The organism is Singulisphaera sp. GP187 (assembly GCF_900129635.1).
GTDB lineage: Bacteria > Planctomycetota > Planctomycetia > Isosphaerales > Isosphaeraceae > Singulisphaera.
The window spans coordinates 4105152-4120047 of the sequence record NZ_FSRB01000001.1 but is presented as its reverse complement, the minus strand read 5'-3'; the positions used below and the strand labels follow the sequence as shown (position 1 = coordinate 4120047).

Annotated in this window: 14 protein-coding genes; 4 read left to right on the top strand and 10 right to left on the bottom strand. The window is 63.3% G+C overall.

Annotation, left to right across the window (positions count from 1 at the left end; genetic code table 11):
- Positions 1-335: 335 nt before the first annotated feature.
- The gene (locus BUS42_RS15900; protein WP_074307824.1) at positions 336-575 is read right to left on the bottom strand and encodes an RNA-binding S4 domain-containing protein; all 240 of its coding nucleotides are present in this window, start codon (positions 573-575) and stop codon (positions 336-338) included.
- Positions 550-1569 (bottom strand): CvpA family protein, encoded by a 1020-nt coding sequence (locus BUS42_RS15895; protein WP_074307822.1) that lies wholly within the window; start codon positions 1567-1569, stop codon positions 550-552. The genes BUS42_RS15900 and BUS42_RS15895 overlap by 26 nt, the downstream gene beginning before the upstream one ends.
- Before the next feature lie 311 nt (positions 1570-1880).
- On the opposite strand from BUS42_RS15895, the gene BUS42_RS15890 reads away from it, so the two are divergent.
- Together BUS42_RS15890 and BUS42_RS15885 are read left to right on the top strand one after the other, a co-directional pair.
- Positions 1881-2807, top strand: coding sequence for a serine hydrolase (locus tag BUS42_RS15890; RefSeq protein ID WP_074307820.1), 927 nt, complete (start codon positions 1881-1883; stop codon positions 2805-2807).
- 108 nt (positions 2808-2915) lie between these two features.
- Positions 2916-3371 (top strand): hypothetical protein, encoded by a 456-nt coding sequence (locus BUS42_RS15885; RefSeq protein ID WP_074307818.1) that lies wholly within the window; start codon positions 2916-2918, stop codon positions 3369-3371.
- Here the strand turns inward: BUS42_RS15885 and BUS42_RS15880 are convergent.
- From BUS42_RS15880 to BUS42_RS15855, 5 genes are all read right to left on the bottom strand, one after another.
- Positions 3339-3776 (bottom strand): acyl-CoA thioesterase, encoded by a 438-nt coding sequence (locus tag BUS42_RS15880; RefSeq protein ID WP_074307816.1) that lies wholly within the window; start codon positions 3774-3776, stop codon positions 3339-3341. The two genes, BUS42_RS15885 and BUS42_RS15880, sit on opposite strands and share 33 nt — an antisense overlap.
- Before the next feature lie 95 nt (positions 3777-3871).
- The gene (locus tag BUS42_RS15875) at positions 3872-4501 is read right to left on the bottom strand and encodes a tyrosine-protein phosphatase (protein WP_254053548.1); all 630 of its coding nucleotides are present in this window, start codon (positions 4499-4501) and stop codon (positions 3872-3874) included.
- On the bottom strand, positions 4431-5183 hold the full coding sequence (locus BUS42_RS45145; protein WP_143206341.1) for a fused DSP-PTPase phosphatase/NAD kinase-like protein: 753 nt from the start codon (positions 5181-5183) through the stop codon (positions 4431-4433). Before BUS42_RS45145 ends, BUS42_RS15875 begins: the two co-directional genes overlap by 71 nt.
- A gap of 160 nt (positions 5184-5343) precedes the next feature.
- Positions 5344-6006 carry a hypothetical protein gene (locus tag BUS42_RS15865; protein ID WP_254053547.1) on the bottom strand — a complete coding sequence of 221 codons (663 nt, stop codon included), beginning with the start codon at positions 6004-6006 and terminating at the stop codon, positions 5344-5346.
- Positions 6007-6664: 658 nt separating this feature from the next.
- On the bottom strand, positions 6665-7018 hold the full coding sequence (locus BUS42_RS15855) for a VOC family protein (RefSeq protein ID WP_074307811.1): 354 nt from the start codon (positions 7016-7018) through the stop codon (positions 6665-6667).
- 1103 nt (positions 7019-8121) lie between these two features.
- Between BUS42_RS15855 and BUS42_RS15850 the strand changes: the two genes are divergently transcribed.
- On the top strand, positions 8122-9522 hold the full coding sequence (locus tag BUS42_RS15850; protein ID WP_254053546.1) for a coiled-coil domain-containing protein: 1401 nt from the start codon (positions 8122-8124) through the stop codon (positions 9520-9522).
- A gap of 20 nt (positions 9523-9542) precedes the next feature.
- Here the strand turns inward: BUS42_RS15850 and BUS42_RS15845 are convergent, their stop codons facing one another.
- The gene (locus BUS42_RS15845; RefSeq protein WP_074307806.1) at positions 9543-9770 is read right to left on the bottom strand and encodes a Trm112 family protein; all 228 of its coding nucleotides are present in this window, start codon (positions 9768-9770) and stop codon (positions 9543-9545) included.
- Positions 9771-9975: 205 nt separating this feature from the next.
- Here BUS42_RS15845 and BUS42_RS15840 point away from each other — a divergent pair, with 205 nt between their 5' ends.
- Positions 9976-11235 carry a beta-ketoacyl-[acyl-carrier-protein] synthase family protein gene (locus tag BUS42_RS15840; protein ID WP_254053755.1) on the top strand — a complete coding sequence of 420 codons (1260 nt, stop codon included), beginning with the start codon at positions 9976-9978 and terminating at the stop codon, positions 11233-11235.
- A gap of 116 nt (positions 11236-11351) precedes the next feature.
- Here the strand turns inward: BUS42_RS15840 and BUS42_RS15835 are convergent, their stop codons facing one another.
- The gene (locus tag BUS42_RS15835) at positions 11352-13520 is read right to left on the bottom strand and encodes an ABC transporter permease (protein WP_074307802.1); all 2169 of its coding nucleotides are present in this window, start codon (positions 13518-13520) and stop codon (positions 11352-11354) included.
- A gap of 65 nt (positions 13521-13585) precedes the next feature.
- On the bottom strand, positions 13586-14881 hold the full coding sequence (locus BUS42_RS15830; protein ID WP_074307800.1) for an efflux RND transporter periplasmic adaptor subunit: 1296 nt from the start codon (positions 14879-14881) through the stop codon (positions 13586-13588).
- Positions 14882-14896 lie beyond the last annotated feature (15 nt).

Here is a 14896-nt window from a genome sequence, read left to right as displayed (position 1 = left end):
GCACGTCGGGATCCGCGGCGCGGAGGGGAGAGGAATCGCCGTCCGATCGCCACCACAACGAGCCCTGGTTGGACCCCGTTGCGTCACAAGCAAATCTATCGTAGCGAAAAAAATCGGCCTTGGGCAGTGGGGCGAGCCGTGGGGACTTGGGGGCGGCCCCGGTCTCGCTTCCCGGTTGCTCGGAGCCGAACGCGCTCACGCCTTCGCTAAGCATGACTTAATCGGAGGCGCGAGCGTGGAGGGCTCGGAACGGAACCACTCCATCCGCTTCGCGGAGGAGGTCGCGGTCGCCGGAGCTGGCATGCCCCCGCGACCGCCAAAAAAAAGAAGAGGACTCAAGGAGAGGTGGGAGGGCTCGCGTTGTTCACAAGGATCAGCGATCGGCCATCTTCCATCTCGACCCGGTCACCCAGGGCCATCTTCCTACGTTTGCGGAGCTCAACCTCGCCGTTGACGCGGACCATGCCTTCGGAGATCAAGGCTTTGGCCTCGCCACCGTGCATGACCCAGTTGGCGAGCTTGAGGACTTGCGTCAGGTTGATCGCGCGATCACCGACGTTGAGCGGGTCGACCATTAGCGTTACTCGTTCCCACTTGCTGGAGCTCTTTTTCAATCTTGTCGGCGATCGCACGGCCGATTTTCTCTTCGCCCTTGTCGAAGAGCTCGCCGAGCGACGGCGTCGCATCATCGGCCGTCTTCAACTGGGAGCGGGCCGTGTCGCGCACTCCCTTGACCTCGTCGACGATCGCGCGGGTGTACTTGGCCTTTTTCTTCTCGATCAGATCGCCGATCACCGACTTCGAGCGATCGACCTCGTTCAACTGGGAGCGGGCCGCTTCTCGCGCCTGACCGCGCACCCCTTCGACCTCATCGGAGATCGCGCTGGTGAGCTTCGCTTTCTCCCCCGCGATCAAGTCGCCGATCGGCGGCGTCGAGCGATCGACGGTCTCCGACTGGGCGGACCGGGCGGAGTCACGACCTCTCAACAACCCTCGGCCGACCGACTTCGGTTCCGGGGTCGGTTCCGGCAGGGGAGCGCTCTCGGTCTCATCAGCCAGCTTCTCGGCGTCGGGAGCGACGTCATGCCAGAACGGGGCGAGCACTCTGCGCGCCTCCCCAGGCAAAACCGGGCCGAGCGTCTCCATGACATTCCCCACCAGCTTGCCGGTCGGGCTCGCGAAGATCGGGCCTCGCGTCTGCGGAGCAAGGCTGACGACGAACAGAGTCACGATCAGCCCGAGCAATGCCCCTTCGACCGCGCCCAGCATCATACCGAGGTGGCGGTCGTAGGCCTCGAACTGCATCTTCCTCAAGGTCGTCCGCACCACCCAGGCCACCAGGAATACCCCCCCCGACACGGCGGCGTAGATGACAATCATGGACAATGCCCGCGCGACCACCGGCTCGCCCGGGAAGTGCGGGGCCAGTTGCGCTGAGAGGGTCCGCGAAGCCGAATAGCCGAGCACCAGCGAGGCAATGCTCGCCACTTGCCAGGTGATTCCTCTCCAGAACCCCCAGACTACCCCCGCGATCACCGCGCCAATCATCGCCACGTCGTAGATCGTCATCCCTGACCTCCTAGGTCGTCGGCTCCATGTGTAGGGACCGATCTCCATCGGTCCGACCGTATCGTAGCCGACCCTCCCCAAGCCGGAAAGAGACGTTTCTCGGAGTCGTCGCGGTGATATGCCTAATGTCTCTATCTTTTGTAACGTCCCACGCACAAGGGGCCTTGGCCGGCGACGGTTGGATGGTCCAACCCCTTGGATTGAGCCCGCCGACCTGAGACAATTCTCCGAAAGAAGGTGGGAGAACGACCGACGCCAGCCAGCTTGCTTTTTTTTCTTTCGTGAAGCCTTCACCCGCGAGACCGACCATCATGGCCTTTGCACGCATTGACTTGCCCGGATCCCTTGGCGCGATCGCTTTCCTGGCGTTCCTTGCTTCGTTTGCGGCGGCGGACGAACCGACGCTTGAGTCCCGGCTGATGCCTTTGATCCAGGCCCACAAGGGGAAGGTCAGCGTCGCGATCAAGAACCTCAAAACGGGGGAAACCTTCCTCTATCATGAGGATGTTCCGATGCCGACCGCCAGCCTGATCAAGCTGCCGATTATGGTGGAGACCTACCGCCAGGCGGAGGAGAAGAAGGTCGACCTGGGGGAGATGATCACGCTCAAGCAGTCGGACAAAGTTCCGGGGTCGGGGATCTTGACCGACCACTTCTCGGCCGGGGCGAAATTCCCGCTGCTCGACGCCATTCACCTGATGATCGTCTATTCCGACAACACGGCCACGAACCTGGTGCTCGACAAGATCGGGATCGGCTCGACGGCCGAAACGATGGAGAAGCTGGGTTACCCGCACACCAAGGCCCACTCCAAGGTCTTCCGCCGCGACACCTCGGTCTTCCCCGAACGCAGCAAGCAGTTCGGCCTGGGAAGCACGACCGCTTCCGAGATGATCCGCCTCTGCGAGTCGCTTCAGAAAGGGGAGCTGATCAGCAAGGAAGCGAGCGAGGCGATGCTCAAACACTTGCGGGCCTGCGATGATAAAGACAAGTTTCCCCGATTCTTGCCCCCAGGCACGAAGGTCGCCTTCAAGACGGGAAGTGTCGACGCCTCGAAGACCGCGGCAGGTCTCATCGAATGCGGCCAGGGGCCGGTCGCGGTCTGCGTCATGACGGATGAAAACGAAGACAAGCGTTGGGTGACCGACAATGCGGGGAACCGGCTCTGCGCGGAGGTGGCCCGAGTCGTCTTCGAGCATTTCAAGAATGACAAGGCCGATGCCCCCGCGCCAAAATGATCGGGGAGGTGCCATGGGTTTCGGGCCCGGAACCCATGGCACACCAGCCGATCTGTTCGCTCCCAGGTTCCACTTGCCGATTGCGTGAGCTTCCCAAAGGGAGGATCGATGGGATTTCTCGACACGCTACGACGCACTCTGGGCGCCGATTCCTCCACAACGAGTGGGGCTGCGGTCCCCCTCGCGGTGGTTGCGCCGGAAGGGCTGACCGAGGACGCGGGGCCGACGGTTCCGGCGGGTCAATACGACCGTGCCCAGTGGCACAAGAAGCTCAAGCGGATCCTCGACGAGCTGCCCGGCTCGAGGCTTGAGTGGGATGCCTTGATCTACGAGGCCCGGGCCCTTGAGCTTGACCCCGAGTGGGTGGCTCAGGCGCAGCGCGAGGAGTTCTTGCTTTTGGTCCGCCGGATCGTGGCGGATCGGGTCGTCACCGAGTCGGAGCACCGCAAGCTCGACCTCGCTCGTGAGCTGCTCGGGGTGCCCGAGGCCGAGGCGGAAGCCACGCTCCACGCGATCGTGGCCGAGGCGGAGTCATTCTTTGGCAAGCCGGTTCGCGACGCTTGAATCGTTCGCGTCGGCTCGGATCACGTCGGGCAGGGCCTGCGGCTTGCCGTCCCGGTCGACACACGCCAGGGTCGAATGCCCCTCGGCCAGGAGCATGCCGTCGCGGAAAACCTGGTACTGGTGAACGACCTTGACGTGAGTGACGCGCGACACGGTCGTCCGGATCGTTAACAGGTCATCGTAATAGGCGGGCTTCTTGAATTTGCAGCCGACCTCGACGACGACAAGCAAGTGCCCTGAGTCTTCGAGGTCGCGGTACGCAACGCCTCGTTCGCGAAGCAGCTCGGTCCGGCCCATCTCGAAGTAGACGATGTAATTGGCGTGGTGCAACAGCCCCATCCGGTCGGTCTCGGCGTAGCGGACTCGGACCTGGGTCTCGTGGCTTTGGCTCTGACTCTCCGACATGCTTTGACAACCTTTTCTTTGGTGCGTTTGCGGGGAGGACGAGTCCTCCGAGGGCACCCCGCCGGCTCTGAGCTTTTTTGGCGCCGGAGGGATCGTCATTGGCGACTTACGGAGTCCTCGGCGGCGAGCTGAGCGGTGGGGGACGCCGCGGGGCTGGGCCGGGTAATGATGACCGGGGGATAGGGATCGTAGGGCCATTCTTCGCGGCTGGGGCTTTCCGGGCGGAACTCCTGAGTGATCCAGTGCCGGAATTGTTTGGGCGAGTGGGCGAGCGTGCCGGCCTTGAGCCAGTGCTCGTAGCGGTCGAGGTGCCGCTCCATCACGGCTCCGTCCCCTGCCTTGACGTAGAGGTAAACGAGCGAAAACTGGCGTCTCGCGTCGGCCAGCGACCCGCCCGGGCGGAGCAGTTCGGTGATCGCCGAGACCAGGCCGGTTCGTTCCGATCCCCACTGACAGTGAATCAGGATGGGATAAGTGCACGTGTCGAGAACTTTGAGGACCGTCCGCGCCTGGTTCCGCGACAGCCACATGTCCGAGGCCATGGAAAGGTCGATTTGAGTCGCCCCCGCGGCGAGCGTCGTCGCGCGTTCGGCGGGATACCAGGACTGGTCGGGATTCGCCCCGCGCAGGTTCAAGACGGTTTTGATCCGATGGTCACGCACGGCCCGGGCGAGGTTGGCCGCCGGCATTTGACCCGAGCGGTAGACCCGATCGCTCTGGACCACGGCGAGGTTGTTCGTCCAGATGCGGACCCCCACGAACGTCGACGCGAGCAGGGCCACCGCCAGGATTGGCCGGATGACCCACTTCAAAGCTTGGCGCGTTCGCATGATCGACGTCTCTCCGTGATAGAGTCCCCGCGCTTTGGGCCGCGGCAAACGCCTCGATTAACTGGCGGTCTTCGCGGTCGCGGCTGGGCCGGGCCCAGGGTAAACTCGCCACCTCGTCCCAGGCACGGGAGGCCGACCAGCCTTCGTGGCGGATCCGGTAGGCGGCATGCACGAGGCTGGTGCGGTGGTGGCCGGCCACGCAGTGGAAGAAGGCCGGCTGGCGCTTGGTGTCGGCCAGCAAGTCGGCCGCCTCGGCCATCTGGTCGAGCGTGGCCCGCGACCCGCGCATCGGCACGATGATCCATTCGACCCCGGTCTCGCGCACGACCTTCGCCTGGGCGACGTATTTCGGGTCGTCGCGATTGATGGCGGTCAGGCTGACGATGGTCCGGATCCGTTCCCGCTCGATGATCCGCCGGAGCGGACCCGGACGCTGCCAGGCGCCACGGACCAATCGCCCCGGTTCGAGCACCGCAACCCGCTTCTCCAGCAAGTCGTCGCGGAAGAGCGCCGAGCCGAGCCCGAGCGCGGTGGGCAAGCCGAGGAGCGTCAGGACAATCGCGCGTCGGCGCTTCACTCGCAAAGGCTCCTTCCCGGGCGCGAACGGCGGAATCCTGTTTCAGAAAGGCGCCGTCAACGAGGACGGCGGAATTGTAGCCCGGCCGCCTTTCGTGGCAACCCCAACCCATCCCACCCCCGGCCCGTGACCGAGCCGTCATCCCGAGGGACCGGCTCGCTCAGGGGTGCTTGGTTTTGCAGTAGGGACACTCGTTGTCCTTCGCCGGCTCGCTGCCGGCGGCGGCGGCCTTGGTGACCACCGCCTCGGTCGAGGCCTTGACGACGTTCGTCTCGACGCCCTTCTCGCCGGCGGGAAGTTGCTTCGCCTCGGCGAGGAGCTTGAGGGCTTTGCACCGGGTCATGTCGTTGGGGTCGATGTAGAACTGCGGCGTGGCCGACGCCAGGGCGGCGAATCCGTTGGCTCCCTGCGGCCCCTCGGCCGTCTTTCGCTTGTAGATGATCCGGCTCTCGAGGATCGGGATTGAGTCTTTCTGCTCGACCGACCGGGTCTCGGCCAACCTCCCGAGCTTGATCATCTGATCAAGCGCCTTGAAGCTCGGCTCGGTGGCGATCTCGGTCTTCCGGCCCGAGTCGAGCGACCGCTGTCCCTCGACCACCTCTTCGGAGCGAACGATCTCGTAGCCGTCGGGGAAGTGCTGGCTCATCAGCTCTTGAGCCTGCGCCTGGAAGTTCTTGCGCCCGAACTTCGTGTTCTGGGGAATGCCGATCACACCGAACTGGCCGTCCTGATAGACGTAGCGGGCGTCGGGCTGCATCATGCAGCCGGGCGCCAGGCCGAGCAAGCCAATCAGAGCCATCGTGAGTCGGATCGACCGTCGCATGCCCGTTGACCTCATTCCCATCGCTCGATAAGAGTCGATGAGCCCATGCCCCGTGGAGCTGTCGACGCTCCCCACGATCCGATCGCCGGGCGGGATGAAGATCAAAAAGGGGGGAAATCACGGCGACTCGGGCGTTCACCACCCGAGATTGGAACTGATCGCGCACCTTGTAGAAAATTCGGCCCCCACCGTCAAGCACAACTTTCCAGGGCGAAATTTCAGCGTGTTCGCCATGTGAACAAAACAAGAAAATATTGGAAACAGTCGGACCAGGGTACAAAGGGACTGGATTTCACTCCAGACGGTCACGGGCTGATCGGGTTAGCCCGGCGTGACAACGCCTCGGTGCGAGCCAAGGGGGTGTCCTGCGTGGAGGATCCTTGTGATTCTTTGATGGGGACAGATCGGAAAGGACACCTGTCGTTACGCGACCGGGTTTTCCGCCCGGCCCCGGGCCACCCAGATCCATCAACCCGGTGTCCTTACTCCTGTGTCCAGGCGGACAGTGATGCCGACCTCGTCACATTTCTTGTCGCGGTCAAGTCCCGGAGTGGGAAGCCACCGCTTTGAAAGCGGTTTCCGCCTCCCCCCCTGGGACCGCGGGCGGGACGCCCGCTCTCTTGGTTTCGTCGAGAAGGCTGGATCCCTCACTTGATTTTTAGGAGAGGACCTCGATCACGAAGCCGCCGGGGGCCAGGAAGTAGAAGGTCCAGGATCCATGAAGTTTTTGAGGAGGATCCACCTCGTATCCATCGGCTTTCAGACGTTGGTTGATCTCGTCCACCCGCTCCGGGCTTTCCTGGATGAAGCCGATATGGAACGTGTCGGGATACTTGACCTCGGCGCCCCGATTGAAGTTGGTCAGGGTCAGCACGATGCCGTTCTCGTCCCGCAAGAAGGCAATCTTGTCGTTCCCCGTCTTCCCCTCCGAATCGAGCCCAAAATACTTCTCGAGAAATTGCTTCGCCTGCTGGACGTCCGAGACGGCAAGATTGAGGTGGTTCAGAATCATGGGGAGTGCTCCACGGAATCGAATCGAATCGTGGTCGTCGGGAGAGGGGCCGCCTCCGTTGACCGACGGGTTACGGTCGTTCAGGGGTGAGGACGGCGCAAGGGATATTGGCCATCCATACTACCTTCTTCGATAAGGGCCCGTGAATAAATAATCGTTAAAAATCAAGTACGCTAATGTGCATAACATTGGCGAGTGGCGGCCTATTTTTTGGCGACTCGGATTGCATCAATGCTGCCGCAAATCTGTATAGTGTAACGATTATTTTTTTACGGGCCCTAACCCTATCCGGGCTTCTCTCTCACCCGCTCTGCCGACAACGCGTCGGCTCTTCTTCGATTCATTAATAAGTCCAAGCATTCGCTGTCGATATCGAACTTCGGATGATAAGCATTCGGTTGTGAGCATGACCGACCCATCATGGGGTACTCGTCGGCCGGGGGTGCATTCCCAAAAAGTGGTCAATGCAACATCGTTTATCTGGAATAGGTTGAGAGAAAACACCGAGAAAGCCGTTCGTCAGATCAGCCAAACAATGACCTGCCTGCCCCAACAAACATTGGATTAGTTCTGAAATCAACGAAAAACTCTCCTGACGGCCAATATATCTCCTTGCAAACAAAGAGTTTGGGGACGGTGGCGAATCAACACTTTTTGGGAATAGGCCCATCAGGAGTACGTAGAACATTGACACCAAAAAATTGAGGTACGCCATCTAACGTTCCTTATTTGCGACGTAGGGCCGGCGCGATGTCGTTGGGGTGTTGCCTGACAACTACGATTGACCGGGGCCGATTCCGCCCCCAAGAATCGGGGCGGTGCGATTCCTGGGGACAACGCCCGGTTGGAAGCCTGCCGCTTCGCGTGTTTTGGACTGCCTGGCCTCGATTTTGGACCTACAGTTGGGTGGTCGCGAAAGCGCCTTTTTCGGAGGAATGTTCGAGCGTTGGCACGCGTGAGGAGCGGTTCCTTTTATGTCGGTGTCCATCCGGTATCCGTGTCCGAACTGTTCGCAGCATTTGAGCTTGCGTCTCGAATACGTCAATCGCCGGGTGATTTGCAAATACTGCGATCATCCCTTTCTGTGCCGGACGAGGATTCGCGTGCCGGCGTCGGCGACTCCCGAATTGGTTGCGATCATTGATGCGGCGAATCGGGCCCAGGGGTACAACACAGGCGACTCGCCGCGCGCCGACACGTCGGCGGCTCCGCCGCTGACGGAAATCGGCGAGTTGGGGGAGGATCCCCAACTCGACCTGTCAGCGAGGGGAGCAATGCCCGGTCTGGATCGATCCCGGGAGGCCGAGTTCGAGCGCTCTCTCGCCGATGCCGAGGCACGCCACAGGTGCCAGTTCGAGGAAGCGCAATCGCTCTGGAAGCGAGAGCGTCAGGCTCTGGAAGCGGAGATGGAGCGGCTCGCCGCCGAGTACCGCCAGCATCTCGAAGCGGTTCAGGCCGAGCGTGCGGAGATCGAGCGAGTTGCCACCGATCGTGGCCGGCAACTCGAGGCAGTTCAGGGCGAGCGTGACGCTGCGTTTCGGCGTGCCGAGGGCATGGTTCGCGAGCATACGGAGCTGGCCGAACGAGTCAAGGAAGTCGGAGCCGAACGAGACGGACTCCGGGGGGATCGGCTGGCCGCGATCGCCGAGTTCGACCGCCTTGCCGCCCGGGTGAGCGAGTTGGAGCAGGCGCTTGGAGAAGCCCGAGCCCGGCATGCCGAGGAGTTGAGTGCCCGTCGCGAGGAGGAACGTCGCGGCTTGGTCCAGGCTTCGGAGCGGCTCGCTCGCGAGCGGGACAATTCCTCGGAGCAGTTGCGCGACCTTTTGGCCCAACTCGAGGAGGCACTGGCCCAGTTGGAAATCAGCCGCCGCCAGGGCGCGGAGGAAAGAGAGACCATGCGTGGTGAGATCGAGGCGGCGCGAGACGCGTTGGCTCGATCGCTCGACCGGGACGGAGCGCTGCCGTCTCGGCAGGAGTGGGACCACTACCAGGCCGAGGTGGAGCGGCTGGCCGGTGAGTTCAAGCGGGTGCAGGATGAAAAGGATGCCGAATCCAGGCGATGCGGCGAACTTGCCGATCGACTCAATCAACGCGATGACGAGCTCGAGCAGGCACGCCGCGCGCTCGTCGCGGAGACCGAGGCGCATCAGCGTGCTCTGGAAGAACTCCAGTTACGGCTCCAATGCCTCCAACGCTCCGACCCCCAGGCCGTGGAAGACCTTGGAACGGCCGACGTGCCCGTACTCGTGGGTGCGGACCCAGCGGTGGATCTCCCTAACCTCGAAGAATCCGTCGCGGTCGAGCGGCTCCCGGTCGAGGAGAATCCCCCGGCCGTCGTTCCGGTCGTTCCCGTGGTGCCAGGGCCGAATCCGCCCAACTCTCCGGACGAACGAATTGCGGCCCTGAGAACCTACTTGCGCAAGGTTCAGGAGGCGGACAAGGAACGTTTGAACCAGCGGCTCCTCCGGCGGCTGATCCGGGCCTGGCGTCACGAGGAACCGTAGTCGATCGACTCAGGCACGATTCAGGGGACGTCCACCCGGGCATCGCCGGACCGAACACATTCGAGGTCGGTCAGCGCGGGGCATCCCGGGGGAAGCTCGGCCTCCTCGATCAGCATGTTCGGGATGTCGTCCTTGATGGCGAACCGCGGGCCGCACCGGGTGCAGACCAACGCATCACCCTCGCGGCGCAGCGCGGACTTCTGGTCCATGGGGCAAACCAGTAAAGCAAGAAGATCTTCACTGACCATTGTGCTGATATCCTTTAGTAAGGATTTAAAGCTCGTAAGCTCCGAGTCCGGCTATTGTCCGGACCGCCTTGTCGAGTATTATGGGTTGCCCGCCCCTTCACGTGAAGGCGAATCCTCGACTTGACCCTTCCCGCGATGGGTCAGTTGGCGATGTTCGCGCGGAGTTGTCCCCGCTCGGTCCGATCGGGAGTCGTCATTGCCGCACGTGGAACTTCGTCGGGTGGTCGTCACGGGGCTGGGGGCGGTGAGCCCCAATGGCCACAATCGCGAAGCCTATCGCCGCGCCCTGCGCAACGGAGTGAGCGGGGTTCATCTCATTGACGAGTTTGACACGTCGCGGCTCCGGAGCCGGGTGGCCGGCACGATTCAGGGGCTCGACCTCACCCGCGCCATGGAAGCCAGGCAGCTCCGTCGCGTCAGCCGGATGGTCCCCCTCGCGGTGCTCGCGGCCCGCGAGGCGCTCGAGGATGCCGGTCTGCCCGCCGAACAGCTCGATCTGGCGACCCGCCAGCAGATTGGCGTCTTACTGGGAACCGGCGGTGGTGGCGCAGAGTTCATCGAGGCGATGTACGGCCTCTATTTTTCCGGGCGGGCCGAACGCGCGACTGCGTTTGCGCTCCCGTCGGGCACGCACGGCAATAGTTCCTCCGAGATCTCGATCCAGCTCGGTCTCCGCGGGCCGTCGCACGTCTTTTCCACCGGATGCACCTCGAGCACCGACGCCCTCGGCTATGCGTTTCGGCGGATTCGCTATGGGGAGTCGCCGTTGGTGCTGACCGGCGGGGCCGATGCGCCGATCGCGCCTGGGATCATGACCGGGTTCGACCTGATGAAGATCACGGCTTCGGGTTGGGACGACGAGCCGGATCGGGCGAGCCGGCCGTTCAACCTCGATCGCAACGGGTTCGTCCTGGGCGAGGGGGCCTGGATGCTGGTTCTGGAAGAGCGGGAACACGCGCTGGCCCGGGGCATGCGGATCTATGGCGAGGTGCTCGGCTATGCCAGCACCTGCGACGCCTGGCATCGCGTGGCGCTTTCGGTCGACCTGGACGAGCCGGTGCGTGCCATCGAGCTCGCCCTCAAAGATGCGGGGTTGCGGCCCGAACAGCTCGACTATGTCAACCTGCACGGCACCGGGACCGAGTTGAACGATCGGGTCGAGACGGCCGCGATGAAGCGGGCCCTCGGTGCCGCGGCGCTGACGATCCCGATGTCGTCCACCAAGAGCATGATCGGGCATCCGCAAGGGGCCTGTGGCGCGGCCGGGCTGGTCGCGACCTTGTTGGCGCTCGACTCGGGGTTCTTGCCCCCGACCATCAATTACGAGACGCCCGACCCGGCCTGCGACCTGGATTATATCCCCAACGAAGCCCGCGAAATCCAGGCGGAATACGCGCTGTGCAACTGCATGGGATTCGGCTCGAAGAACTCGGCGCTTGTCATCAGCCGTGGTTCGGATTTTTGAGGCGAGCGCAAAGATTCCAGGGGCGATTCCCCGTCGCATTCCCAAAGCCAGGGAGCGATCCGCTCCCCGCTCGCCGTTTGGGGCGAGCGGGGAGATCCGAGGCGAGCGAACGGATGTTACTCGTAGCGGAGGGCCTCGATCGGGTTGAGCCGCGAGGCTTTCCAGGCCGGATAGTAGCCGAAGATAATGCCGACCGTGACCGAGACGGAGACGGAGCCGATCACGGCCAGGAGTGACGGCTCGGTGGGCCACTGGGCCAGGACCCGGATCAGGAATGAGCCGGTGCGGCCGGCCAGGATGCCGACGGTTCCGCCCAGGACGCAGAGGACGACGGCCTCGACCAGGAACTGCCGCAGAATGTCCCGGGGGGCGGCGCCGACCGCCATTCGCAGGCCGATCTCCTTGAACCGCTCGGTCACCGACACGAGCATGATGTTCATGATGCCCACCCCGCCGACGGCTAGCGAGGTCAGGGCCGCGCAGACGAGCAGGCCGGCGACCAGGTTCACCGTCGCCTGCACGGCGCGGATGACTTCGGTGAAGTCGCGGACGTCGAAGTCGTCCTCCATGCCGGGCCCGATCTGGTGTCGCTCGCGGATCAACTCGGTGATCTGCGCCATCGCGGCGGGGATCTCCTCGGTCGATTGGGCGCGGACGAGGATCGAGTCGACGTTGGCGAACCGTTCGAGCTTGGGTGTGGCCGCCTTCTGGCTCTCCGACTGCGCCGGGTAGAGACTGGCCTGGGAACGGGGATAACGGCGAGTCAGGAGGCTGAACTGGTTGACGAGATCGCTCCCCCCCGGTGCGCTTGCCTGGGGCATGACGTTGGGCGAGGACGCCGCGCTGACCCGGTATTTAATCGTCGTCCAGGGGGCGAGCAGAATGTCGTCCTGATCGACTCCAATGATGTTCGTTCCTTTACGACTCAATACGCCGATCACGCGGAGTGGGACGTCGTTGACGAACACTTCTTTGCCCAAGGGAGTCTCGCTGCCGAACAGCTCGTCGACGATCGTTTGGCCGAGCACGCAGACCATTGAGACGTTCCGGACATCCTCGGTGGTAAACGTCTCGCCCTCGGCGAGTCGCTCCCACTCGCGGACCCGGAGAAATCCGGGGGTGGTTCCATAGATGTAGATCGGGACCCAGTTCCGGTTGCCGTTGACCACTTGCCGCCGGGCGACGACGATCGGGGCGAGGCTGTCGACGGCCGGGCATTCGTTGGTGATCGCCTCGGCATCCTCGGGGGTGAGCGTCTTGATGGTGCCGCTTCCCAGGCTGACTCCGTTATTCGACGCCGCCCCCGCCTGGACCAGCAGGCTATTGGCGCCCGTCGTCACAAGCACCTGCTTGATCGCCGTCGACGACCCCTTGCCGATCTCGGCGATCGAGATCAAGGACCCAACGCCGATGATGATGCCGAGCGTCGTCAGCACCGACCGCATCACGTTGCGGCGGAGCGAGCGCAAGGCCATCTCGGTGGTCCGGCGAAAGAAGCGGATTTCACTCAGGACCCCTGGTTTCTTTTGCCGAGGGGCCCTTGCACCGCCCGGGTGGGGGGAAGGGGCGGAGTCCGCGGCCGATCCGGAGTCGAATGCCGGCCTGGGGTCGTCTACGATGTTGCCGTCGCGCATGTGGATGATTCGGTCGGCGTGTTCGGCGACTCCGGGGTCGTGCGTGACCAGGACGATCGTCAGTCCGTCCTCCTGATTGAGCTCGCGGAAGATGTCGAGGATTTCCTGGCCGGTCTTGGAGTCGAGGTTGCCCGTCGGCTCGTCGGCGATGAGGATCGAGCAGCGGTTGACCAGGGAGCGCGCGATCGCCACGCGCTGTTGCTCGCCGCCTGAGAGCTGCGACGGCTCGTGGTCGAGTCGGTTTTCCAGGCCGACTCGTTTCAAGAGCGCGGTGGCCCGCTCGCGGCATTCGCGGTCGGAGAGCCCGCTCGCCGAGTAGGCCAGCGGCATCATCACGTTCTCGAGTGCCGTGAGCCGCGGGAGCAGGTTGAAGTTCTGGAACACGAAGCCGATCTTCTCGTTCCGGAGCTGGGCCCGCTCTTTTTCCGAGAGACTCGAGACTTCGATGCCGTCGAGCCAGTACCGGCCCGAGGTGGGCTGGTCGAGCGAGCCCAGGAGGTTGACGAGGGTCGTCTTGCCCGAGCCCGAAGAGCCCATCAGGGCGACCATGTCGCCGCGTTCGATCGTCAGCGACAGTCCTTTGAGGACCGGGACGCTGACCTTGCCACGGCTGTATGTCTTGCGGATATTCTCGAGCTTCAGCGACGTCACGTCAGGCACCTCAAGGGTCGACGACGGCAGGCTTGGACCTGCCGATCATCCCTTTTTTTATGAATTTATTTCTTGGCCTTGTTGTTTTTGAGCTGCGGCAAGAAGGGGGTGGCCCCATCTTGCGGGTCATTCTGCTGGTTCTGGCCGATGACGATCTCGGCCCCCTCTTCGAGGTCGCCGCCCTTGATCTCGGTCTGGATGCCGTCGGTCAGGCCGATCTCGACCGAGACCGGGCGGACGAACTCGTTGTGCTTCACCCAGAGCGTGCCGCGTTCGGGGGTTGCGGACTCCCCTTTGGGGGCGTGCCCGCTCCCCTTCGGGGCGATGGCGCTCTGGCGGAGCAGGGTGGCGAACAGCTCACGCGACTCGGGGACGACGTTCTGCACCTTGGGCTGCCAGCGCAACGAGGCGTTGGGCACGAGCATGACGTGCTTCCGCTCCTCGACCTCGAACTGGACGCGGGCCGTCAGGTAGGGGAGGAGCTTGCCGCTCGTGTTGTCGACGTCGACCACCACGGTATACGTCACCACGCTTTGCGACATGCTCGCGTTCAGCCTGATCTGCGAGACCTTGCCCCGGAACGAATCACGCGGGAAGGCGCCGACGGTGAAGCGGACGCCTTGGCCGACGTGGATGGCGCCCACGTCGGTCTCGTTGACCGAGGCCCAGATTTCCATCTGGCTCAGGTCCTTGGCGATCAGGAAGAGGCTGGGCGCGTTCAGGCTGGCGATGACGGTCTGGCCGATGTTGACCCGGCGGTCGAGGATCACCCCTTTGACCGGCGAGACGATCGTCGTGTAGCCGAGATTCACATTGGCTTCTTCGAGGTTGGCTTCGGAGATTTCGATCGAGCTTTTGGTCAGCGAGACGTTGGCCTTGGCGGCCTCGTATTCCGTAAGGGCCGTGTCAAACTCCTGATTCGAGATGCTCTTCCTGGCGTGCAAGTTCTTGACCCGTTCGAGGTCGCGCTCGGCCTGTCTCAGCTTGACTCCCGCCTGCTCCAGATCGGCCTTCGAGCGATCGAGGCTGGCACGCGCCTGGTTGGTCCGGGCCTTGAGCAGCGAGTCATTGAGGCGGGCGAGGACCGTCCCTTGCTCGACCGGTGTTCCATAGCTGATCGACTTCGCGGAATCACGCGGGTCCGGGCCGAAGCTCTGGATTTCGCCAGCGATCTGGGCGCCGACGTCCACCACTTCTTGAGGTTCCAGCGTTCCGGTCGCGTTGATCGTGGCGAGCAGGTCGCCGCGGCGCACCGGGATGGTTCGGAACGTGACGTGCTGCGCGTTCAGCTCGGTCCAGTACCAGAGGCCGGCCGCGCCGCCGCCCCAGATCAAGATGAGGATCAAGAGGAGTTTTTTCATAGGAAGCTCGTTGAA

Coding starts and splice junctions, on each gene's coding strand:
- BUS42_RS15890 (WP_074307820.1), top strand. CDS start 1,881: ATGGCCTTTGCACGCATTGACTTGCCCGGATCCCTTGGCGCGATCGCT.
- BUS42_RS15845 (WP_074307806.1), bottom strand. CDS start 9,770: ATGGTCAGTGAAGATCTTCTTGCTTTACTGGTTTGCCCCATGGACCAG.
- BUS42_RS15880 (WP_074307816.1), bottom strand. CDS start 3,776: ATGTCGGAGAGTCAGAGCCAAAGCCACGAGACCCAGGTCCGAGTCCGC.
- BUS42_RS15855 (WP_074307811.1), bottom strand. CDS start 7,018: ATGATTCTGAACCACCTCAATCTTGCCGTCTCGGACGTCCAGCAGGCG.
- BUS42_RS15885 (WP_074307818.1), top strand. CDS start 2,916: ATGGGATTTCTCGACACGCTACGACGCACTCTGGGCGCCGATTCCTCC.
- BUS42_RS15900 (WP_074307824.1), bottom strand. CDS start 575: ATGGTCGACCCGCTCAACGTCGGTGATCGCGCGATCAACCTGACGCAA.
- BUS42_RS15830 (WP_074307800.1), bottom strand. CDS start 14,881: ATGAAAAAACTCCTCTTGATCCTCATCTTGATCTGGGGCGGCGGCGCG.
- BUS42_RS15865 (WP_254053547.1), bottom strand. CDS start 6,006: ATGCGACGGTCGATCCGACTCACGATGGCTCTGATTGGCTTGCTCGGC.
- BUS42_RS15895 (WP_074307822.1), bottom strand. CDS start 1,569: ATGACGATCTACGACGTGGCGATGATTGGCGCGGTGATCGCGGGGGTA.